The following is a 22487-nucleotide window of genomic DNA, read 5'->3' as shown; positions in this document are numbered from 1 at the left end:
CCGAACCGGCCGGCCGTGGCCGGGGGCACGTCTCGTGATCGCGTCCGCTGCGCACCGCGGCCGCTGGGCCGCCGCCGCGCGGACCCTTAACATTCGCCGATCCGCGGCACTTCCGGACTGGGCGAACCATGCCAGGGTGGATATCTGGTAGTTATGGTTGTGTGACAACGACCCCCGATGTCCCCCACTCCCTGTTCAGGGATCTGCCCTCGCCCGGTACGGTGACTCCGGCGCAACGTGCGGTGCACGTGATGTACGCCGGACAAATCCGAGTCGCTTGAACGCGTAACACCAGGGCTGCTGTCTGCGATGAGCAACGTGGGGGACGGGCTGGACGCTCTTGTAAGCGCCGCCGTCGACGGCGATCGTCAGTCGATCGAGCGCTTGCTGGCCGAAATCCGTCCTTTGGTGGTGCGGTACTGCCGCGCCAGGGTGGGACGAAACGAGCGGTCGTTCGCTTCTGCGGACGACGTGGCCCAGGAAGTCTGCCTCGCCGTGCTGACGGCGTTGCCCAGCTACCGGGATCAGGGTCGCCCCTTCTTGGCGTTCGTGTACGGCATCGCCGCGCACAAGGTGGCTGATGCGCATCGTGCGTCGGCCCGCAACCGCTCCGAACCGGTGGCGGACGTTCCGGACACCCCGGAATCCGAAGCCGGCCCGGAGCAGCGGGCGATGCAGGGTGAGCTTTCGGGCAGGATGGCGCAGCTGTTGCGCGTCCTCCCGGCCAAGCAGCGGGAGATCCTGCTGCTCCGGGTGGTCGTCGGGTTGTCCGCGGAGGAAACCGCCGAAGCGGTCGGTTCGACGCCGGGAGCGGTGCGAGTGGCGCAGCATCGTGCATTGGCCCGGCTGCGAAAGACGCTGTCCGCGGAGGAGGTGGTCTGAATGGTCGAGCGGGAAGAACCCGAGCGTGCCCCGGGGCGGGAGCACGCCGCGGAGCACCCCGTCGAATCCGGCCGGCCGGACGACCGTGCGGGTGGGTCGGGTGAACCGGAGGCAGCTTCGGCCCCGCCCGCCGCTGGCGAGGGAGCCGAGCTGATCGACAACCGAGAGTCCGACTCCGCCGCCGCCGTGGCCGCCGGGTCGAACACCGCCGAGACGCCCGACGAGCCGGGAGTCGCCGCAGCCGCGGATAGCACCGGCGCGGGCGAACAGAACGAGTCCGAACAGGACACCGAAAAGCTCGATACCGCCCAGCAGAGCGGCGATTCCGACGCCGCCGAGCTCCCGGATCAGTCCACTTCGGAGGAAACTCCGTCCACTTCGGACGGTTCGACGGACGCCACCGTGCTGGACTTCCGGCAGCGGCCGAGCGTGACCGACGCGGACACCGAGCAGGCCACCGCGGAAGGGCTGATCGACGCGGACGAGGTCGGCACCGAGCCGCTGAACCTCTCCGAGATCCAGTCCGACGACGCGCTGCTGGACGCCCTCGGCGGCACCAACCCGAGCGTGCCCGGGGAATCCGAAGAAGCCGGTCCTGCACTGGAATCGCTGCTGGTGGCGTGGCGGCGGGAAGTCGACGCCGCGCCCATCGGCGAGCTGGTCGAGCTCGACGAGGCGGCGGGCGCGATCGCCGCAGGCCGCCGCCCGCGGCGCCGGTCGCGGCGCAGGCACCTGGTTCCGGTGGCCTCCGCGGCCGCGGTGCTGATGATCGGGTTCACCGGCGTCGGGCTGGCGGCCCGGGACGCGATGCCGGGCGACATGCTGTGGGGCGTGGCGACGGTGCTCTACGCCGATCACTCGCGCTCGAGCCTGGCCGTCGACGCAGCGCAGCAGGATCTCAACGTCGCCGACAGCGCGCTTCAGGAGAACCGCACCGGAGACGCGAAGCAGGCGCTGGAGCGCGCGCTGGAGCACATGAAGGCGGTCGAGGACGGGCAACGACTCGACCAGCTGCGAAGCACCCATCGGGAGCTGCTGCGGCGCTACGAGGGGGGCACTTCCCCGTCGGAACCCTCGACCTCGGAGACCTCCACCAGCACGCACCAGCCCACGAGCATGACGCCGAGCCCGCCGCCGTCGCAGCTGCCGCTGCCGCCGCCGGAACCGTCGGTGCCGCCGACGACCCCGAGCACGCCCAGCTCCTCGCAGGTGCCGACGACATCGCCGAGCGCGCCGAGCGAGACCAGCGGCACCTCGGACCGGCCATCCAGCGGGATCGGCACGACCGGCGGGATGACCTCGGACTCGAACAGCTTCTTCCCGAACTGAGCCGCCGCGCGGTTCGGCCGGAGCGGCGCAAGCGCCGCCAGGATCCGGTCGAACCGTCCGGAGGCGGGAGGCGGACCGTCCGGCGGCAGGGTCTTCCGGACGCGGTCTCAGGCACCACGTGTACTCAGGCACCGCTGCAGCGGTACGGGTGCTGCGCGCGGACGCGCGGAGCGGAATCGGCGACGGCGACCGGCGTCAGCGGGTGTTCTCGTTCTCCGTCTCGGTGACGCCGTCGGCGAACCCGCGGCAGTACTCCCAGCTCACGTAATGGCTCGGGTCCGGGGAGTAGGCGGGTTCGTGCGGGCGCATCCGCCCGTCGTGCAGCAGCTGCTCCAAGCTGGAGCGCAGCAGTTCCCAGTCGTGGTAGTGCGGCTCGCCGCAGTCGGTGCAGTCCACGACGATCCCGCGGACCCCGCGCGGCTCCAGCAGCGCTTGGTAGACGGCGAGGTCGGTGAGGTCGGACAGCAGCTCGGCGCGTTCGTCCTCACCCAGCGGCGGGCCCTGTTCCGGGTCCTGGTCGTCGAGCGTTCTGCTCGGATCGTCCGGGTCGCCCGCGAACGGGTCTGGGGGCAGCGGATCGTGCGGCACGGACCGCACGGTACCGCCCACCTCGCAACCCGGAACCGCTCGGGGCGGCTGCCGCCGCGCGCGTGCGTGCCACCACACCGGGGACCGCTTGTGACCAGCGGGTCTATATCATGGGGAAATCGCACCTGCCGCTCGTGCCGGGGACGTCGACCGCCGCCTCCGGTGCGCGGTATCGCCCGATGAGCCCCCGCCCGGATCCTTCGGTGCCACCACCGTTGCTTGCAGGAAGGCACACCGCCTCGCCATGACCAGCGAACTGACCGCTCCCGGATTCCCCGCCAAGTTCGCCACGCTCGGGTTGACCTTCGACGACGTCCTGCTGTTGCCCGACGAGTCGGACGTGATCCCCAGCAGCGTCGATACCGGAACTCAGCTGTCCCGCAACGTGCAGCTGCGGGTGCCGCTGCTGTCCGCGGCGATGGACACGGTCACCGAGGCGCGGATGGCCATCGCGATGGCGCGCCAGGGCGGTGTCGGCATCCTGCAGCGGAACCTGCCGGTGGAGGAGCAGGCCGCGCAGGCCGAGGTGGTCAAGCGTTCCGAAGCCGGCATGGTGACCGACCCGGTGACCTGCTCGCCGGAGGACACCATGGCCGAGGTCGACGCGCTGTGCGCGCGCTACCGGATCTCCGGTGTGCCGGTGACCGATCCGGATGGCACGCTGGCGGGCATCATCACCAACCGGGACATGCGGTTCGAGGCCGACCACACCCGCCGGGTGCGCGAGATCATGACTCCCGCGCCGCTGGTGACCGCGCAGGTCGGGGTCACCGCGGACGCCGCGCTGGGCCTGCTGCGCAGGAACAAGGTCGAGAAGCTGCCGATCGTGGACAACGCGGGCAAGCTGCGCGGGCTGATCACCGTCAAGGACTTCGTCAAGACCGAGCAGTACCCGAACGCCACCAAGGACCCGGACGGCCGGTTGCTGTGCGGCGCGGCGGTCGGCGTCGGCGCCGACTCGCACGAGCGCGCGATGGCGCTGGTCGACGCCGGGGTGGACGTGCTGATCGTGGACACCGCGCACGGGCACTCCCGCGCGGTGGTGGACACCGTGGCGACGTTGAAGAAGGAGCTGGGCCACTCGGTCGACGTGATCGGCGGAAACGTGGCCAGCCGGGCCGGGGCGCAGGCGCTGGTGGACGCCGGTGCGGACGCGGTGAAGGTCGGCGTCGGACCGGGCTCCATCTGCACCACGCGGGTCGTGGCCGGGGTCGGCGTGCCGCAGATCAGCGCGATCTACGAGGCCGACCAGGCGTGCCGCCCGGCAGGCGTGCCGATCATCGGCGACGGCGGCATCCAGTACTCCGGCGACATCCCGAAGGCGATCGCCTCCGGCGCCAGCAGCGTGATGCTGGGCAGCCTGCTGGCGGGCACCGCGGAGTCGCCGGGCGAGCTGATCCTGGTCAACGGCAAGCAGTTCAAGGTCTACCGCGGGATGGGTTCGCTGGGTGCGATGCAGACCCGCGGGCAGGCCAAGTCGTACTCGAAGGACCGCTACTTCCAGGACGACGTGCTCTCCGAGGACAAGCTGGTGCCGGAGGGCATCGAAGGCCGGGTGCCGTACCGCGGCCCGCTGTCCCAGGTCGTCGACCAGCTCGTCGGGGGGCTGCGTTCCGGCATGGGCTACACCGGCTCGACGACGATCCCGCAGCTGCAGCGGGCGAATCTGGTGCGGATCACCGCGGCGGGTCTCAAGGAGAGCCACCCGCACGACATCACGATGACCGTCGAGGCCCCGAACTACACCACGCGCTGAACGGTCGGCGCAGGTCGCGGGGGCTGTTGATGCGCCTGCGCGGCCCGCTCGCCCAGCAGCTCGAACAGCCCGGCAGGCGGCCCGCCTGCGGGTCGCCTGCAAGCAGCAGCGAGAATGTCCGGCCGCAGTTGCGGTGCCGCGAGGGAGGAACAAGGTGCGGGATCTGGTGGAGATCGGCATGGGCCGGACGGCCATGCGCGGCTACGACCTGGACGACATCGAGATCGTGCCGTCGCGGCGGACCCGTTCGTCGAAGGACGTGTCGCTGTCCTGGCAGATCGACGCCTACCGGTTCGACATCCCGTTGGTGACGCACCCGACGGACGCGGTGGTCTCGCCGGCGACCGCGATCCGCATCGGTGAGCTCGGCGGGCTCGGCGTGCTCAACGCCGAGGGGCTCTGGGCGCGGCACGCCAACGTCGAAGAACGGCTGGCCGAGGTGGTGCGCGCCGCCGAGGAGAGCAGCGACCCGGATGCGGCGATGAAGCTGCTGCAGCGGCTGCACGCCGAACCGGTGCGCCGCGACCTGCTGACCCAGGCGGTCAAGCAGATCAAGGACTCCGGCGTGACCGTGGCCGCCCGGGTGATCCCGCAGCACGCCGAGGAACTCACCCCCGACCTGCTGGCCGCCGGGGTCGAGGTGCTGATGGTGCAGGGCACCATCGTCTCGGCCGAGCACGTGGCCAGGGACGGCGAGCCGCTGAACCTGAAGCGGTTCATCGCCGACCTGGACGTGCCGGTGATCGCGGGCGGTGTCGGCGACTACCGCACCGCGATGCACCTGATGCGCACCGGCGCCGCGGGCGTGATCGTCGGCTTCGGCCGGTCCCGGTCGGCCACGACGACGCAGGTGCTGGGCATCGGGGTGCCGATGGCCACCGCGATCGCCGATGCCGCGGCGGCGCGCCGGGACTACCTGGACGAGACCGGCGGCCGGTACGTGCACGTGCTGGCCGACGGCGCGCTTTCCTACTCGGGCGAGATCGCCAAGGCGATCGCCTGCGGCGCGGACGCGGTGATGCTCGGCGAGGCGTTGACCGAGGCGTCCGAAGCCCCCGGGCAGGGTTACTACTGGACCGCGGCCGCGGCGCACCCGAGCCTGCCGCGCAGCGAGATCGTCGGGTTCACCGGTTCCGGCGCCGACCTGGAGACGGTGCTGTACGGGCCGAGCAGCGACCCGTACGGCACGATCAACCTGTTCGGCGGGCTGCGCCGGTCGATGGCGAAGACCGGATACTCGGAGCTGAAGGAGTTCCAGAAGGTCGGTCTGACGCTGCAGCGGTGAGCGGCGCCCGGGAAAGAACCGCGGTTTTTCCCGCCACCGGTACGGATCCCGCCAACGGCTTGGCGGCAACCTCTGGCTACCGGTGAGTAATGGCGTCTAACGTGAGGCGCATGGCTTCCAGCAACGGTGCTCTTGGTCACCAAGATCGGCAGAACCACTACGACGTCGTCGTGATCGGCTCCGGTTTCGGCGGGAGCGTCGCCGCGCTGCGGCTGACCGAGAAGGGCTACCGCGTTGCCGTGCTGGAGGCGGGGCGCCGGTTCGCCGACGACGAGTTCGCCGAGACCTCGTGGGACCTGCGCCGGTTCCTGTGGGCGCCGCAGTTCGGCTGCTACGGGATCCAGCGCATCCACCTGCTGCGGGACTGCCTGATCCTGGCCGGCTCCGGGGTCGGCGGTGGGTCGCTGGTGTACGCGAACACGCTGTACCGGCCGCTGCGGCCGTTCTACGAGGACTCGCAGTGGGCGCACATCACCGACTGGGAGGGCGAGCTCGCGCCGCACTACGACCAGGCCAGCCGGATGCTCGGGGTGGTGACCAACCCGAGCACCACGCCGTCGGACGAGGTGATGAAGCAGGTCGCCGCGGACATGGGCGTCGGCGGCAGCTACCACTCGACCCCGGTGGGGGTGCACTTCGGTTCGCCGGGCGAGACCGCCGAAGACCCGTACTTCGGCGGGGCCGGGCCGCAGCGCACCGGGTGCACCGAGTGCGGCGCGTGCATGACCGGCTGCCGCGTCGGCGCGAAGAACACGCTGGTGAAGAACTACCTCTACCTCGCCGAGGCCGGAGGTGCGGAGGTGTTCCCGATGACCACGGTGCACCGCCTGGCCGAAGGCTCCGGCGGGGGCTGGCGCATCGGCACCCGGCGCACCGGCGCGAAGATGTCGCTGGGCAGCAAGGTCTTCACCGCCGATCAAGTCGTGCTGGCGGCCGGTACCTGGGGCACCCAGAACCTGCTGCACCGCTCGCGGGACCGCGGGGACCTGCCGCGGATGTCGGCCAAGCTCGGCGAGTTGACCCGCACCAACTCCGAGGCGATCATCGGTGCGCAGGTGCCGGACGTGGGGGAGCGGAACTTCTCCGAGGGCGTCGCGATCACCTCGTCGTTCCACCCGGACGACGACACGCACATCGAACCCGTCCGCTACGGCAAGGGCAGCAACGCGATGGGGCTGCTGCAGACCTTCCCGACTCGCGGTGACGACCCGTCGCCGCGCTGGCGGCAGTGGTTGCGGTTCGTGCGCAAGAACCCGGTGGAGGCCGTGAAGATGGCCGTGGTGCGCCGGTGGAGCGAGCGCACGATCATCCTGCTGGTGATGCAGAGCCTGGACAATTCGCTGATCACGCGGGTCAAGCGCGGGCTGTTCGGTTCGCGGCTGACCTCGCGGCAGGGCCACGGCGCGCCGAACCCGGCCTACATCCCGGCCGGTGAGGAGGCCAACCGCCGCACCGCGGAGAAGATCGGCGGCATCGCGGGCGGTACCTGGGGCGAGCTGATGGACATCCCGATGACCGCGCACTTCATCGGCGGTTGCCCGATCGGGGAGGACGCCGAGCACGGTGTGATCGACCCGTACCACCGGGCCTACGGGCACCCGACGCTGTCGGTGGTGGACGGCTCGGCGATCACCGCGAACCTCGGGGTGAACCCGTCGCTGACGATCACCGCGCAGGCCGAGCGGGCGTTCTCGATGTGGCCGAACAAGGGCGAGCAGGATCCGAGGGCCGAGCAGTCCGAGGGCTATCGGCGGCTGGATCCGGTCGCGCCGAAGTCGCCCGCGGTGCCTTCCGAGGCTCCCGCAGCGCTGCGCCTCCCGCTGGTCTAGCCGAGCGCCCGGCCGACACGCGCCACCGCCACCCGACCCGGTCGGAATTTTCGGAGCGAACGGACTCATCGCCCGATCTGTTCGGACCGGCGGTCCGTGCACTCGGATCTGTCTGCCCGGGTGGGGTGGTGTTCGGGCGCGTCGGCGGAATGTAGGAGCGGGTCTGGCGAGTCGGCGGTCGCGAGGGCGGAGGTGCTGCCCTGGTGGCCTCGGCTAGCTGGGATGATGGCGGTAGCGCCCGCATCCCTGGAGGTTTCGACGACGTGTCCGGTACCGCAAGCAGCCCCGACCAGCCCCCGCGCGACGGCAAGGGGCCCGTGCTGGTCGTCGACTACGGCGCGCAGTACGCGCAGCTGATCGCGCGCCGGGTGCGCGAGACGCAGATCTACTCCGAGGTCGTCCCGCACGACACGCCGGTCGATGAGCTGGTGCGCCGCGACCCGGCCGCGCTGGTGCTCTCCGGCGGCCCGGCCAGCGTCTACGCCGAAGACGCGCCGCAGGTCGACCCGGCGATCTTCGACGCGGGCGTGCCCGTGTTCGGCATCTGCTACGGGTTCCAGGCGATGACCAAGGCGCTCGGCGGCAGCGTCGAACACACCGGCACCAGCGAGTACGGCCGAACCGACCTCGAGGTCTCCGGTGACGGCGGCACGCTGCACGAGGACCTGCCCGCGCACCACCCGGTGTGGATGAGCCACGGCGACTCGGTCAGCAAAGCACCGGAGGGCTTCGCCGTCACCGCGGGCAGCAAGGACACCCCGGTCGCGGCCTTCGAGGACCGGGAACGGCGGCTGGCCGGGGTGCAGTACCACCCCGAGGTGGCGCACTCGCCGCACGGCCAGGAGGTGCTGCGCCGGTTCCTGCAGGACATCGCAGGTGTGCGGCCGCAGTGGACGACCGCTTCGATCGTGGACGACACGGTCGCCGCGATCCGCGAGCAGGTGGGTGACCGGCGGGCGATCTGCGCGCTGTCCGGCGGAGTGGACTCCGCGGTCGCCGGTGCGCTCGTGCAGCGCGCCATCGGTGATCAGCTCACCTGCGTGTTCGTCGACCACGGCCTGCTGCGCGCGGGCGAGCGGGCGCAGGTGGAACGCGACTTCGTGGCGGCCACCGGCGTCAAGCTGGTGACGGTGGACGCGGTGGACCAGTTCGTCGGTGCGCTGGCCGGGGTGGCCGACCCGGAGGAGAAGCGCAAGATCATCGGACGGGAGTTCATCCGCTCCTTCGAGAGCACCGCCCGCGAGCTGGTCGCCGATTCCGGCGGTGACGTGGACTTCCTGGTGCAGGGCACGCTGTACCCGGACGTGGTGGAGTCCGGCGGCGGAACCGGCGCGGCGAACATCAAGAGCCACCACAACGTGGGCGGCCTGCCGGAAGACCTGCAGTTCCAGCTGGTGGAGCCGCTGCGCGCGCTGTTCAAGGACGAGGTGCGCCGGGTCGGGCTGGAACTGGGCCTGCCGGAGACGATCGTGCACCGCCAGCCGTTCCCCGGACCGGGCCTGGCGATCCGCATCATCGGCGAGGTCACCGCGGACCGGCTGCACACCTTGCGCGCCGCGGACGCGATCGCGCGGGAGGAGCTGACCGCGGCCGGGCTCGACCGGGACATCTGGCAGTGCCCCGTGGTGCTGCTGGCGGACGTGCGCTCGGTGGGCGTGCAGGGCGACGGGCGGACCTACGGGCATCCGGTGGTGCTGCGGCCGGTTTCCAGCGAGGACGCGATGACCGCGGACTGGACCCGGCTGCCCTACGACGTGCTGGAGCGGATCTCCACGCGGATCACCAACGAGGTCTCCGAGGTCAACCGGGTCACGCTGGACGTCACGTCGAAGCCGCCGGGCACCATCGAGTGGGAGTGATCCGCGGCCGGGCGTGAGCGAGCGGGCCGTTCGTCCGGACAGGCCGGGCGAACGGTCCGCTCACTCATTCCTCGCGGTCGCGTGCGTCGAAGGCGCGGGTCACGACGCGCGCGATCGGGGAGACCGGGCGCTGCTGAGCGCTCAGCCCTGCTCGACCTTGACCCAGTCGACCAGGTAGCGGGCGCTTCCCGCGGCCACCTTGTCAACGGATTCCTGCGGCAGTCCGAAATAGGGTTCGGTGACGCCGTTGACGCCGTTCGGGAACTGCCCGCCGAGCGCGAAGTTCAGAATCATGAACTGCGGGTCGTCGTAGACCCAGCTCCAGCCGTTCTGCTCCATTTCGGCCTTGGTGATCTGGTAGAACTGCTTGCCGTCGACGGAGAAGGTGAACCCTTCCGGCGTCCAGTCCACCTTGTAGTCGTGCCAGTCGGCCGGGTCCATTCCGTCGAATTGCTGCTTGCCGGTGATCGGGGTGTCGCCGTTGTACTCGGGGCCGTGCAGCGCGGAGCTGGTCCACGGTTCGCCGACGTTTTCCATGACGTCGACTTCACCGCACTGCGGCCAGGACACCTCGTCGATGTTCGAGCCCAGCGACCACCAGGCGGGCCACAGGCCCGGGCTGCTGCCGCCCTCGGGCAGCTTCAGCCGCGCCGAATAGCTGCCGTAGGTGAACTCGTACTTGTCCTGCGTGCTGAGCCTGCCGGACTGGAAGTCGTAGGTGTTCCCGTCCGGGGCCTGGAAACCGGGGTTGTACCGGGGGTGCAGGGCCAGCGCGCCGTTCTGCGCGCCGGTGGCGGCGTCGTCCTGGTCCAGGTAGATCGTCTCGGGGGAGTCGACGTAGGCCTGCTGCTCCTGGTTGACGGTGTCGAAGTTCTCCCCGGTGACCTCCACCTGCCACTTGGACCGGTCGAGCTCGGAGCCGGAGAAGTCGTCGAAGAACACTTGCTTTTTCGGTGCGGCCGGCTGCGGGGCCGGATTCGCAGCCGCGGTGGCGAACGGGAGCAAGCACAGCGCGGCGAGCGCGGTGCCTGCCGCCTTGAATCCGGTGCGGGACACGGAAAGTCTCCTTCGGCAGGATCGAACGGTGCGCGCCACCGGTATGGGCTGCGCACCGGAAACGGTTCGGTGCAGGCTATATCGATGCAGCCCGCGCGGAATTCCGCCGATCGGCTGCAACGCGGAGTCGCACCAACTCCACCGGTCCCGTTTTTGCCACTTTCCGCGGCCGAATTCCACGGGATTCGCGGAATTCCCGGCCGGACTCGGGATGCGCCGCCGCACCGGTCGCACGCCGCGGCCGGGCGCGATGGATGCGCGGGCGAGCAGTGCCTGCGTGCGTTCGGTGCGCGGCGCGGTATCAGCGGCGGCGCATCGAGACCACCAGCAGGATCAGCCCGACGAACACCGCGATGCCCGCCAGCGACCACTCCATCCAGAAGTCCTCCGTACCGCCGAGCAGCAACGAACCGGCGAGCAGCAGCGCCAGCGCACCCGCGACCAGCAGCACGGTGTCCGGTTTCGTGTGGTCGTCGCCGTTCGCGCGAGAATCGTCGTCAGCCACGGAGCACCTCCACGCGCCCGTTCGCAGTGGTCAAGTCGAGCTCGACGTGCCCGCCACCGGGTCCGTCCGGGCCGTTGTCGGTGACGCTGATCCGGCTGTTGCTGCCGTTCGCCTGCGAGCCCAGGCATTCGGCGGACCCGCCGTCGGCGCCGCATTCCGCGGTGACGTCCACGTTTGGCGGCAGCAGCACGCGGATCAGACCGTTGGTCGTTTCCGCGCTGGTCGCGACGCTCTCGCCGGCCGGTATGCGCAGCGGCCGGAGGTCGAGCGAGATCAAGCGCGAGCCGCCCTGGTAGGAACTTTCCAGGTCGGCCGGGCTGGCGGCGACGACGATCCGGTCCGCGTTGACCTGCGGCGGCCGGTAGTTCACCTCCCGGTGCTCCTCGTTCATGCCGAGCAGCAGCGCCAGCGCTCCGACCGGCAGCGCGAACGCGATCAGCCCGCGGCCGCCGTGCAGGAACGCGCCGACCAGCATCCCGACGCCGAGCACGCCCAGCGCTACCGCGAGCGCTCGTTCGTCGCCGCCTTCGTAGAGCGCGGCCGCCCCGGCCAACACGGCGAGCAGCACCGTCCCCCAGGTGATCCAGTGCCGCTTGCGCGGCGGCTCAGCCTGCGCTTCCGGCGGCTCGGGGAGGTCCCAGGCGAACGGGGCGGCACCGAGCGGGTCCCACGCCGGTGGCTGCTGCGCCGACGACCCGCTACGGGCCTCGGCCGCGGAGTCCGCGTAGACCCACACGTTGTCCTGCTGCGGCCGTTCCGGCGCCGAACCGCGAATCGCCCGGTCCTGGTAATTGCGGTGCAGCAAGAACAGCGCCGCGAGCCCCGCGGCGAACGCGACGAGTCCCACCGAGTGCAGGGACGCGAACGCGATCGGCGCCCCGAACAGCACCACGAGCACGACTCCCAGCACCGACAGGGCCTGCCGCGTGCCGCTGGTGACCCGCGACTGCTCCGGCGGCAGCACGAGCCATCCCAGCAGGTACAGCGCGATCCCGGCGCCACCGGTCAGCAGTGCCACGATGAACACCACCCGCACCAGCACCGGATCGATGCCGTAGCGCTGTCCGATGGCCGCCGACACCCCGGCGATCTTGCGGCCGTGGCGCGGCCGGGCCGGTCGGCTCTCCCACATCTCGCGCAGTGTGTCGCGGACGCTCCCAGTCATGCCGCCGACTATCCGCGAGCGCCGCGGCCCGGCACATCGGGGAAATCCCTGACCGCGACGGGTGCTGCCCTGGAGATTCCCCGATGACCGCGCTCGCGTGCGCGTGGAACCATCGAGTTCGTGAGCATCCGGTCCCGGAAACGAACCGACGCGGCGTCCGAACGCAGTGCGGCGCCCGACCGCAGCGGAGCGCACCGCGTCCTCGCCCATCCGAAGCTGTACCGGCGGCGCGGCGGGCGACTGATCGCCGGGGTGTGCGGCGGGATCGCCGACCACCTGGACGTTTCGGTGCTGTGGGTGCGCGCGGTGTTCGCCGTGCTCGCCGCGTTCGGCGGGGCCGGCGTGCTGGCCTACGGGATCCTGTGGGTCTTCGTGCCGCAGAGCAGCGGTGCGGAGCGGCCGCTGTCGGACCGGGAGCGCCAGCAGGGGCTCGGGCTGATCATCCTCGGAATCGGGCTGGTGGCCGCCGTCGCTCTGCTGGGCATCCTGCCCGGCTGGCTGACCGGGCCGCTCGGGGTCGCGCTGGTCGGTGCCGCCGTGGTGTGGCGGGAAGCCGACGAGTCGCAGCGCAGGCGCTGGCGGGAAGGCGCCCGGTCCGGCATGGCGGGCGCGGTGCTCGGCGGTGGCGGTCGCTCGGCCGTGGTGCGGATCGTCTCGGGCGCAGCGCTGGTGGTGATCGGCGCCGTGGTGTTCCTGGGCGGGTCCGCCAGCGTGAGCGATCTGCGGTTCGCGCTGCTGTCCACGATGACCGCGCTGGTCGGCGCGGCGGTGCTGACCGTGCCGTGGTGGATGCGGCTGGTGCGGGATCTGAACGTGGAGCGCGCGGGCCGGGTCCGCTCGCAGGAGCGCGCCGAGATCGCCGCGCACCTGCACGACTCGGTGCTGCAGACGCTCGCGCTGATCCAGAAGCAGGCGGGTTCGGAGCGCGAGGTGCGCAGGCTCGCCCGCGGGCAGGAGCGGGAGCTGCGGAACTGGCTCTACGGCCCGGACGGGTACGGGCGCGGCGGTTCCGGGCAGGGGTCCGGCCAGGTCGAGCCGGCCGGGCAGGAGCAGGCCGCGACGCTCTCGGCGCAGCTGACCGAAGCGTGCGGGGAGATCGAGGACGCCTTCGCGATCGAGGTGCAGCACGTCGTGGTCGGCGACTGCGAGCTCGACGAGCGGCTCACGGCGCTGCTGGCCGCCGCGCGCGAGGCCGTGGTGAACTCCGCCAAGCATTCGGGCACCGGTGAGGTCAGCGTCTACGCGGAAGTCGAACCCGAGCAGGTCTCGATCTTCGTGCGGGACCGCGGCACGGGATTCGACCCGGAGGCGGTGCCCGCCGACCGGCATGGCTTGGCCGACTCGATCCGGGGCAGGATGGGGCGCAACGGCGGCGCCGTGCGGCTCAAGACCGCGCCCGGCTCTGGCACCGAAGTGCAACTGGACATGCCCCGGCAGGCGCACCGGCGAGCCGAGGGCGGGCCGACCAAGGAGGACCAGTCGTGACAGCAGCAGATCAGCCCGGCCCGGTGCGGGTGTTCCTCGTCGACGACCACGCGTTGTTCCGCTCCGGGGTGCGCGCCGAACTGGCCGGTGCCGCGGATCGGGTCGAAGTGGTCGGGGAGGCCGGTTCGGTCGCAGAGGCCGTCGCGGGCATCGGGCACTACCTCCCGCAGGTCGTGCTGCTCGACGTGCACATGCCCGACGGAGGCGGCGCGGAGGTGCTGCGCCGTACGCGCACCGAGTACCCCGACGTGGTCTTCCTGGCGCTGTCGGTCTCCGATGCCGCCGAGGACGTCATCGCGGTGATCCGCGGCGGAGCGCGCGGCTACGTCACCAAGACGATCTCCGGGCGGGAACTGGCGGACGCGGTGTGCCAGGTGGCCGGTGGTGATCCGGTGTTCTCCCCGAGGTTGGCGGGGTTCGTGCTGGACGCCTTCGCGCAGGGGCCGGACTCGGCTCCGGTGAGCGATCCGGAGCTGGACCAGCTCACCCCGCGGGAGCGGGACGTGCTGCGGTTGCTGGCGCGCGGGTACGCCTACAAGGAGATCGCTTCGGAGCTGTTCATCTCGGTGAAGACGGTCGAGACGCACGTGTCCAGCGTGCTGCGCAAGACGCAGCTGTCGAACCGCTACGAGCTCTCCCGCTGGGCCAGCGACCGCAGGCTGGTCTGAGTCCTCACTTCATCGGATTGTTGGTGGCGAGGTCCGCGTAGAGCTGCGAGCCGGCCCGCAGCACCGACCTCACTCGCTGCACCCGCGCGCGTGCCGCGCCGGGCCGTCCCTGCCGGGACAGCGCTACCCCGAGCAGCACCAGCGCGATGCCGCCCACCACGCGCCCGCCGATCTGCTCGCCGAGCACGAGCCAGCCGAGCAGCACCGAAACCACCGGCATCACGTAGGTGACGGTGGAGGCGGCCGTCGGCCCCTCGTCCGCGATCAGCCGGTAGTTCAGCGCGAAGCCGACGCCGGTGCCGAACACGCCGAGCACCGCGACGGCCAGCAGCGCGGCGGGCTCGAAGCGCACCGCCGGGAAACCTTCGACGGGCAGCGCCAGCACCGCGATCCCCGCGGCCGCGGTCAGCTGCATCCCCGCCATCGCCAGTGGCGCCGGAGCATCGCCCGAGTTCCCGGTCAAGTGCCGTCCGATGTAGACGTACCCGATGCCGTAGCTGGCGGCGGCGGCCAGGCACGCGAGCACTCCCGGGCCCGCGCTGACGGCCTGCCACGGCGCGAGGATCAGCAGCACGCCCGCGAAACCCAGCGCCAGGCCGCCGAGCTTGCGCGGCGCGAGCGCGCGCTGCTGCCCGAACAGGAAGCCGAACAGCAGCGTCCACAGCGGAGTGGTGGCGTTCAGGACTCCGGTCAGCCCGGAGTCCACGGAACGCTCGGCGATCCCGTAGAGCATCCACGGCAGGGCGCTGGCGAACAGCCCGGCCACCGCGACGTGCCGCCACAACCGGCGGTCCGAGCTGAGCCGGATGCCGCGCAGCGCGCACAGCACGACCAGCACCAGCGCACCGAGCACGATCCGGGTGAACGCGATCTGCACCGGCGACATCGCGGTGAGCGCGATCTTGATCAGCAGGAAGCTCGCGCCCCACAACACCGCCAGCGCGCCGAGTCGCAGGTAGCTGGCCGAAGAAGTCATGATTCCCCCTGGTTCCGTCCGCAACCTGCGGACGCCCGTGCCGCGGTTCGCGTGAGTTCCGCGCCGATGACTCCAGCTTCGCCACCGAGGACTCGTTAGCACAATCGAAATATTCTGAACGGATCTTTCAGCAGTGCTGTACGGTCGAGTCGTGCTCGACGCCCGCCGGATGCAGGTGCTGCGAGCCGTCGTCACCGGCGGCTCGATCAGCTCCGCCGCGAGCAACCTCGGCTACACGCCGTCCGCGATCAGCCAGCAGATCAGCGCGCTGGAACGGGAAGCGGGCACCGCGCTGCTGGAGAAGGTGGGCCGCGGAGTGCGCCCGACCGCCGCAGGCAGCCTGCTGGCCGAACGCGCCGCCGGGCTGGCCGACCTGCTCGCCGATGCCGAAGCCGACCTCGCCGACCTGCGCGCAGGGCGCACCGGCAGGCTCCGGGTGAGCTACTTCCACACCGCGGGCGTGGGGCTGATCCCGCCTGCCGCGGCGAAGTTCCGCGCGCAACTGCCGGGGGTGCGGCTCGACCTCAAGATGATCGACGAAGGCACCCTCGGCGAAGTCACCACCGGCGAAGCCGACGTCGCCGTGATCGTGGTCGGCCGCGAAATCCCCGAATCGCGCGGAATCCGGGTGCAGCACCTGGTCGACGAGCCGTACCGGGTGGTGCTGCCGCGCGGGCACCCGCTGTCCGACGAGGAACCGATCGACCTGGCTCGGCTGGCCGACGAGTCCTGGGTGCTCGGCGGCGTCGGCCCGGGAGGGCCCTGCGAGGAGTCGCTGCGGGACGCGTTCGGCAGCGCCGGTTTCGCGCCGCGGATCGCGCTGGAAACGGAGAACGACTACGCCACGCAGGGATTCGTCGCGGCCGGAATGGGCATCGCGCTGCAGCCGCGGCTGGCGCTGGGGATCGTGCATCCCGGTGTCGTGATCCGCGACGTCTGCCGCCCGGTGCCGGTGCGGCGGATCTACACCGCCGTGCGCGAAGCGGTGGCCGACCAGTCGGCTACCCGGACGCTGCTGTCGACGCTGGCCGAGATCGCGGCGGCCTGAGCGGCGAGTGCGTTGCCCGCGCCGCCGGCTAGCCGATCCGGGAGTCGCTGTTGATCAGCGGCTCACCATCGCGGGCGACCATGCCGAGCAGGTGCCTTTCGCGGCTCTTCTTCCCGTTCTTCTCGAACTCCAGCTGCACCAGCACCTTGGAACCCGCCGACTTCGGCTTGCCGAGCACCTTCACGTCGTCGACGGACTCCCAGAACGACTCGTAGCTGTCCTTGCCCATGGTCTGCATGTTCGGCCCGAGCAGCGACCACGACTTGTCCAGGTCGTCGGGAACCAGCGAGTAGTAGGTCTTGACGGTGTTCTCGACGTCGTTGTTGGTCGGCTGCTTGTCCTTGTCCTTCGAGCTGGTCGAGCTCGGCGGCGCACTGCTGGTGGTCGGCGCGGCCGAGGACGTCGGCGGGGCCGTCGTCGCGGGCGCCGAAGTCGTCGCCACCGGCTGCGCGGGCGGCGGCGGGGGAGCGGCCTGCGGCGGGTTCGGGCCGTCGGCCCGCTTGCCGCCACCGCCCCACGCGTTCGCGGCCAGCACTCCCACGAGTACGGCTACCACCAGCGCCAATGCCCACAGCAGCACAGCCCTGCGAGTTCCGCTGCGCCGCGGCTCCGCCGCGACCGGCGTCTGCCCGACCTGCGTCGGCGGGTTGCCGCCCGCTGACGGCGCACCGGAGACCCGGGTCGCGGTCGCTTCCCGTTGCGGCTGCTGGCGGGTCGCCGCGGCAGGCGGGGCCGGACGCTGCCAGCCCGCGGCCGGAGTCGAACCGCCCGGCAGCGGACGGCCTTCCGCGACCGCCAGCAGCATCGCGCGGGTCTGCGCCATCGTCGGGCGATCCACCGGATCCGGGCGCAGCACCTGCATCAGCGCCGGCGCCAGCGGCCCGGCCTGCCGGGGCGGCTCCACCTGGCCGCGCGCCACCCGGTGCAGCAGGCTGATCGCGTTCTCGTCGGTGCCGAACGGCGGCTCGCCCTCCACCGCCGCGTACAGCGTGGCGCCCAGCGAGAACACGTCCGAAGCCGGCGCCGGGTCCCGGCCCATCGCCACCTCCGGCGAGAGGTACGCCGGAGTGCCCGCCAGGATGCCGCTCTTGGTCACCGACACGTCGCCGATGGCGCGGGAGATGCCGAAGTCGGTGATCTTGGCGATGCCGTTGTCGCCGAGCAGGATGTTGCCGGGCTTGAGGTCGCGGTGCACGATCCCGGCCATGTGCGCGGCGGCCAGCGCGCCTGCCACCTGCGAGCCGATCCGCGCCACCGACTGCGGCGGCAGCACGCCCTGCTCGGACAGCACCGAGGCCAGACTCTGCGAGGGCAGGTACTCCATGACCAGCACCGGCTGGCCCTCGTCCTCGGCCACGTCGAAGACCACGATGGCGTTCTGGTGCTGCAACCGGGCGGCGATCCGGCCCTCGCGCATCGCGCGCTGGCGCGCCTCCTCGGTTTCCTCATCGGTGTAACCGGGTTGGAGCAGCAGTTGCTTGACGGCGACCGTGCGGTGCAACCGGTCGTCGACCGCGCGCCACACGGTTCCCATGGCGCCGCTGCCGATCTGCTTCTCCAGCCGGTAGCGGCCCGTGATCAAACGGCCCTCGGCGCTCACAGGTCTCTCCTGGTGCTGCGGTGTCTGCTTCGGTACGGACCGGACCCCCGAGACCGGTTCTTGCTCGACGGCTTCACGTTACTGGTGCGGCGATCGCCGAACGCAATGCGGCCGGGGTTCGCGTCCCGGACGCGAACCCCGGCCTGCCACGGCACCGGGGTCAGCTCGACGGCTGCTGGTTGGCGCTGACCTGACCGGACTGCGGCGATCCGGTCTGGGTCGAACCACCCGTGGTCGGCTGCGACGACGAGCCGCCGCCGGAGGTCGGCGAGCTCGTCTCGGTCGGCTGCGACGAGGTCGGCTGCTGCGTGGAGGTCGGCTGCGAACTCTCCTGCGTGGAGGTCGGCGTGCTGGTCTCGCTCTCCTCGGAGGTGGTCTCCGCGGACGACGAGGTCTCCTCGGACGTGGTCGGTGCAGGCGGCGGAGGCGGCAGCGGCCCCTGCGTGGTGTCCTGCTGGTTGCCCGCCGGGTCCGGCGGCGGCTTGCTGCCCAGGAACGCCGAGGTCACCAGCACCGCCACCACGGCGACCGCGACCAGCGCGATGCCGGAGATGACCACCGGGCGCTTGCTGCGCTTCGGCGGCACGTCCAGCGCCGCGTCCCCGCGCGGGTCCGAGCCCATGTAGGAGGTGCGCGGGTGGTGCTCCTGCGCGCTGTAGGGGTCCTCGTCGTAGTAGGCGACGGTGGTGCCGTTGCCCTGCTGGTTCGTGCCGACGACGCTGGTCGGCTGCAGGTCCGGCTGGCTGCCCGACTCCGGGTCGAACGCGGGCGGGATCGGCGCGGCCGAGGTCGGCACCGAGGTCACCGAGTAGCCGTCGGCGACCGTCTGCAGCATGTCCCGCACCTGGGCCATGTCCGGCCGGTCCTCGACGCGGGCCTGCATCATCGCCATCAGCGGTTCGCCCATGGCCCCGGACTGCTGCGGCGGGTCGATCCGGCCCGCGGCGACCGCGTGCAGCAACGCCAGCGTGTTCTCGTTGAGCCCGAACGGCGGGCGGCCCTCGATCGCCGCGTAGAGCGTGGCGCCCAGCGAGAACACGTCGGACGCGCCGGTCGGCTCCTGGCCCATCGCGACGTCCGGCGACAGGTACGCGGGCGTGCCCGCCAGCATTCCCGTCTTGGTCACCTGCACGTCGCCCTGGGCGCGCGAGATGCCGAAGTCGGTGATCTTCACCGTGCCGTTGTCGCCGAGCAGGATGTTGCCGGGCTTGATGTCGCGGTGCACCACCCCTGCGGAGTGCGCGGCGCCGAGCGCCGCCGCCACCTGCGCACCGATCCGAGCCACCTCTCGCGGCGGCAGCGGACCGTGCTCGGACATCATCGCGCCCAGGCTGGTGGACGGCAGGTATTCCATGACCAGCACCGGCTGGCCCTCGTCCTCGGCTACGTCGTAGACCGAGATCGCGTGCTGGTGCTGGAGGCGGGCCGCGATCCGGCCTTCCCGCATTGCCCGCTGCCGCGCTTCCTCGGCCTCACCCGGGTCCAGTCCGGGCTGCAACAACAACTGCTTGACCGCGACAGTGCGGTGCAGGCGTTCATCCACACACTCCCACACCACGCCCATCGCGCCACTGCCGATGCGTCGCTGCACTCGGTAGCGTCCGGCGACCAGGCGACCTTCGTCGCTCACCGACGTCTCCCCGTACTGCTCTCGATGCCCGCACGGGCTCGCGCCGCACCCCTCGGGATGGGCTGCGCCCCGCCGGGCAACGGCGGATTTGGCGGACCGGTTCGGCCCTCCGACATGTACACGTTCCTTGCTCCGCGGCCCGGTTTCGGCCCGGAAGCCGGACCTTGCCGCGGTACGGCAGCCTAGCCGACGCCTTCGCGGCATAGGCCCGAAGTCGCGAGATCCGACTGCCCGATCTGCACCGCGCGTGTCGCGACCCCGCCGTGTTGCGAATCGTTCCGGTCGGCCGAAGTGTTTCCGCAGTCCACGCCGCGGGTGGTGCGGCCGACCGGGGAGCACTGCCGAAGCGTTGATCGACTCGCGATCCGAATCCGGTGCGCGGCCGGGCGGCGCTGCGGCGGCCACGAGCCGACGGACGTCGTTGCCGCATTGTTGTGATCCCGCAGAACGGTACCGCCGCAGCGTTGTGCCGTGGTCAGCGGGGGAAGTGCTGGGCCGACAGCAGCTCCGCGCGCACGATCACCGGCCTGCGGTCGCCGGTGACGGTGATCCGATGCCGCAGCACCAGCCTGGCTCCGTCCGCATAACCCACTTCGACCTCGCTGCGCACCACGTTCGGGCCGAGCGCGCGTACCTGCAACGGGCGGACCGTCGTCGCTTCCGACCAGGCGCGCGCGACTTCGGCCTGCGGAGACAGCAGCACTCCCGGTGCGAGTCTGGCGACCGCCGTGCCCGGGGCCGATCCCAGGTCCCGGTAGAACGCCCGCACCGCTTCCACCGCCGCGCGCGGCGTCCCGGCCGCCGGGTTCACGCCGCTCAGCGGTTCACCCGGCGGTTCGGGCGGCCGGACTGCGGCCTGCTGCACGCCGCCGTCCCGCTTGCCGCGCAGCACGTCGGGGCGGAATGCGAGTTCGCCGTGCGGCGACTCCTCGGGAACCGCGACATCCGTGCTGAACCTCGCGGTGATCGCGCCGGCCGCGACGGCCGAGCCGAGCAGCAGCGCGCCGCACAACGTCCCGATGATGACGCGGAAGCGCAGCGGCGCCGAGGGCGCGGGCACGGTGTCGTCGCCGCCGAGCAGTTCCTTGACGAGCTGCTCGGTCCTGGCTGCCTCGTCCGGTGTCGGGGTGAAGTGCGGTAACCAGCGGATTTCCGGATCGCGGCGGACGGGAACCGGTTCGGTGGGACGTCGGTGCCGCATCTCGGTGCGGGCCTCCTCGGGGACGATGCGCGGGCGCCATGCACACGTACTCCCGCTGGGGCGCCCATGGGTGCCCCAGGCCCGCGGTTCACCTGAAAGAGGATCAGGAATCCGGAGCCGAACGGCACGAACAGAGCAAGTGGCTACGCAGCGCAGGCGCTTCAGCCCGCTGGTTCGTCGGCGAACATCCGCGGGTTGCTGCCCGAGGTGAAGCGCAGCCGGCGCTGCTGCTCGTGCACCGAGCCGTCGGGACGCGTGATGCGCAGGTCCGTCATGGTCCCGGAAGACGCGGCGGTCACCGCGACGACTTCGACCGACTCGGCCCGGTCGTAGCGCGCGGCGAACGCTTCGTACCCGTCGTTGCGCAGCGCGCCGGTGGTCATCGCGTACGCGGACGGGAGATCGCCGGAGCTGATCGCGGCGAAGTACTCGCCGGAGCGTGCCGCCACCAACTGCGGATCCGCCAGCGTCAGCAGCTCGTTGCGGAAAGTCGTTTCCGGTGTCGAGGGCTCGGCCGGTGGTGGTGCAGGCTCGGCGTCGTCCGCGGGTGGTGCGACGGGCAGGGCGGCGACCGGCGGTGGCCCCGGTGCGGGCGGTTCGTGCTGGTGCTGAGGCCGCTGCGGCAGCGGGACGGATTGCGGCCGCAGCCCCGCAACGGACGGCGGGGCCACCGCCTCCGCCGGAAGTGACGCCAACGGCAGCGGCCGGTCCGGTTGCAGCTCCGGGTATCCGCGGAAACGCGGCATCCCCGGCAGCTGCAGGGCGTCGACCGATGCGGAAGGGCCGACCGCGTTGGCCATCACCAGCAACAGGCCGCCGAGCGCGGCACCGGAGGCGGCCACCGCGAACCACGCCGCACGCCGGGACGAGCGGGGCGGGGTGACCGAGGCGGGCACCATGCCGAGGTCGAACTTGTGCAGGCCGCCGGTGGGATCGGTGTCCGCCAGCGGGTCGTCCGGCGGTGCGCTCGCCCGGTGCTTGCCGCCGTCGGACGCGATCTCACCGGACCAGCGCACCGCCCGGCCGCCGCGGCCGACCCGGCGGGCCAGCGCGGGATGCGGAGGGCTCGATCGCTCGGGAGCGGCGATGGGTCGTTCGGGCGCGACGATGGGTCGGAGTGCTGAACCGGATGCCGCCGAATGGCTCATGGTCGGGGAGGCTAGGCAGCAACGAGCGCCCCGCGCGTCACACGAGCAGGTGAGAAAGGCCAGCACCGCCCGGACGGGTTACTGGCGCTGCCGGTCCGGCGGTTGCGGCCGGACCGGGACTTCAGTACTGCCCGCTGCGGAACTTGGTCTGGCTGCTCTGCAACGCCTTCAGCGAGGCGGCACCGCCACCGGCGCCGAGCAGCATGGCGAAGACGTCCGCCCCGACGGCACCCCCGCTGGCGATCAGCAACGCCAGCAGCGTGACGCCCAGCGTCACGCCCGCCACCGGCAGCCGCTTGCGCGCGAAGTCCACCGCGGGCTGGCCACCGGGACGCTTGCGCGCCGCGGAGGTCAGCATCCCCAAGTAGACCGCGTGGCCACCGGCTGCCAGCACCGCCACGACGGTCACGAGCCAGGCGACGAGGTCAACGATTGCGCTCATGCCACCAGTCTGCCCGCACCGCGGGCCGTCCGGTA

The 22487-nt window shown here is 71.6% G+C and carries 19 protein-coding genes; 9 read left to right on the top strand and 10 right to left on the bottom strand.

What is annotated here, in order from left to right:
- Positions 1-309 precede the first annotated feature (309 nt).
- Together V1457_RS04795 and V1457_RS04790 are read left to right on the top strand one after the other, a co-directional pair.
- Positions 310-882 (top strand): sigma-70 family RNA polymerase sigma factor, encoded by a 573-nt coding sequence (locus V1457_RS04795; protein ID WP_200068483.1) that lies wholly within the window; start codon positions 310-312, stop codon positions 880-882.
- Positions 883-2211, top strand: coding sequence for an anti-sigma-D factor RsdA (locus tag V1457_RS04790; RefSeq protein ID WP_200068484.1), 1329 nt, complete (start codon positions 883-885; stop codon positions 2209-2211).
- A gap of 195 nt (positions 2212-2406) precedes the next feature.
- Here V1457_RS04790 and V1457_RS04785 read toward each other — a convergent pair whose 3' ends face one another.
- Positions 2407-2808 (bottom strand): DUF5319 domain-containing protein, encoded by a 402-nt coding sequence (locus V1457_RS04785; RefSeq protein WP_200068485.1) that lies wholly within the window; start codon positions 2806-2808, stop codon positions 2407-2409.
- Positions 2809-3043: 235 nt separating this feature from the next.
- Between V1457_RS04785 and guaB the strand changes: the two genes are divergently transcribed.
- The 4 genes from guaB to guaA all read left to right on the top strand — a co-directional run bounded on the left by guaB (position 3044) and on the right by guaA (position 9528).
- Positions 3044-4555 carry an IMP dehydrogenase gene (gene guaB / locus V1457_RS04780; RefSeq protein ID WP_200068486.1) on the top strand — a complete coding sequence of 504 codons (1512 nt, stop codon included), beginning with the start codon at positions 3044-3046 and terminating at the stop codon, positions 4553-4555.
- Positions 4556-4709: 154 nt separating this feature from the next.
- Complete coding sequence (locus V1457_RS04775; protein ID WP_338600733.1) at positions 4710-5840, top strand: GuaB3 family IMP dehydrogenase-related protein; 1131 nt, start codon at positions 4710-4712, stop codon at positions 5838-5840.
- A gap of 110 nt (positions 5841-5950) precedes the next feature.
- Positions 5951-7669: an FAD-dependent oxidoreductase gene (locus tag V1457_RS04770; protein WP_295148190.1), complete on the top strand. Its 1719-nt coding sequence runs from the start codon at positions 5951-5953 to the stop codon at positions 7667-7669.
- A 263-nt stretch (positions 7670-7932) separates the two neighbouring features.
- A complete protein-coding gene (gene guaA, locus V1457_RS04765; RefSeq protein WP_295148194.1) occupies positions 7933-9528 on the top strand; it encodes a glutamine-hydrolyzing GMP synthase in 1596 nt (531 codons plus the stop codon).
- Positions 9529-9669: 141 nt separating this feature from the next.
- Here the strand turns inward: guaA and V1457_RS04760 are convergent, their stop codons facing one another.
- From V1457_RS04760 to V1457_RS04750, 3 genes are all read right to left on the bottom strand, one after another.
- Complete coding sequence (locus tag V1457_RS04760; RefSeq protein WP_295148197.1) at positions 9670-10584, bottom strand: glycoside hydrolase family 16 protein; 915 nt, start codon at positions 10582-10584, stop codon at positions 9670-9672.
- Positions 10585-10885: 301 nt separating this feature from the next.
- On the bottom strand, positions 10886-11089 hold the full coding sequence (locus tag V1457_RS04755; protein WP_200068489.1) for a hypothetical protein: 204 nt from the start codon (positions 11087-11089) through the stop codon (positions 10886-10888).
- A complete protein-coding gene (locus V1457_RS04750; RefSeq protein WP_338600725.1) occupies positions 11082-12254 on the bottom strand; it encodes a PspC domain-containing protein in 1173 nt (390 codons plus the stop codon). The genes V1457_RS04755 and V1457_RS04750 overlap by 8 nt, the downstream gene beginning before the upstream one ends.
- A gap of 120 nt (positions 12255-12374) precedes the next feature.
- On the opposite strand from V1457_RS04750, the gene V1457_RS04745 reads away from it, so the two are divergent.
- Positions 12375-13739 carry a PspC domain-containing protein gene (locus tag V1457_RS04745; protein WP_338600722.1) on the top strand — a complete coding sequence of 455 codons (1365 nt, stop codon included), beginning with the start codon at positions 12375-12377 and terminating at the stop codon, positions 13737-13739.
- A complete protein-coding gene (locus V1457_RS04740) occupies positions 13736-14407 on the top strand; it encodes a response regulator transcription factor (protein ID WP_295140590.1) in 672 nt (223 codons plus the stop codon). Before V1457_RS04745 ends, V1457_RS04740 begins: the two co-directional genes overlap by 4 nt.
- Positions 14408-14411: 4 nt before the next feature.
- Here the strand turns inward: V1457_RS04740 and V1457_RS04735 are convergent, their stop codons facing one another.
- A complete protein-coding gene (locus tag V1457_RS04735) occupies positions 14412-15383 on the bottom strand; it encodes an EamA family transporter (RefSeq protein ID WP_338600717.1) in 972 nt (323 codons plus the stop codon).
- A gap of 151 nt (positions 15384-15534) precedes the next feature.
- On the opposite strand from V1457_RS04735, the gene V1457_RS04730 reads away from it, so the two are divergent.
- Positions 15535-16431 carry a LysR family transcriptional regulator gene (locus tag V1457_RS04730; protein WP_295140586.1) on the top strand — a complete coding sequence of 299 codons (897 nt, stop codon included), beginning with the start codon at positions 15535-15537 and terminating at the stop codon, positions 16429-16431.
- 28 nt (positions 16432-16459) lie between these two features.
- Here V1457_RS04730 and V1457_RS04725 read toward each other — a convergent pair whose 3' ends face one another.
- The 5 genes from V1457_RS04725 to V1457_RS04705 all read right to left on the bottom strand — a co-directional run bounded on the left by V1457_RS04725 (position 16460) and on the right by V1457_RS04705 (position 22452).
- A complete protein-coding gene (locus tag V1457_RS04725) occupies positions 16460-18031 on the bottom strand; it encodes a serine/threonine-protein kinase (protein ID WP_200068494.1) in 1572 nt (523 codons plus the stop codon).
- 160 nt (positions 18032-18191) lie between these two features.
- The gene (locus V1457_RS04720; RefSeq protein WP_200068495.1) at positions 18192-19661 is read right to left on the bottom strand and encodes a serine/threonine-protein kinase; all 1470 of its coding nucleotides are present in this window, start codon (positions 19659-19661) and stop codon (positions 18192-18194) included.
- Between the two features lie 475 nt (positions 19662-20136).
- On the bottom strand, positions 20137-20862 hold the full coding sequence (locus V1457_RS04715; RefSeq protein ID WP_338600709.1) for a hypothetical protein: 726 nt from the start codon (positions 20860-20862) through the stop codon (positions 20137-20139).
- A 161-nt stretch (positions 20863-21023) separates the two neighbouring features.
- Positions 21024-22010: a hypothetical protein gene (locus tag V1457_RS04710; RefSeq protein ID WP_338600706.1), complete on the bottom strand. Its 987-nt coding sequence runs from the start codon at positions 22008-22010 to the stop codon at positions 21024-21026.
- A gap of 121 nt (positions 22011-22131) precedes the next feature.
- Positions 22132-22452, bottom strand: coding sequence for a hypothetical protein (locus tag V1457_RS04705; protein WP_338600703.1), 321 nt, complete (start codon positions 22450-22452; stop codon positions 22132-22134).
- Positions 22453-22487 lie beyond the last annotated feature (35 nt).

It is taken from the genome of Saccharopolyspora sp. SCSIO 74807 (assembly GCF_037023755.1).
Taxonomy (GTDB): Bacteria; Actinomycetota; Actinomycetes; order Mycobacteriales; family Pseudonocardiaceae; genus Saccharopolyspora_C; species Saccharopolyspora_C galaxeae.
This window is presented reverse-complemented; position numbering and strand designations above follow the sequence as displayed.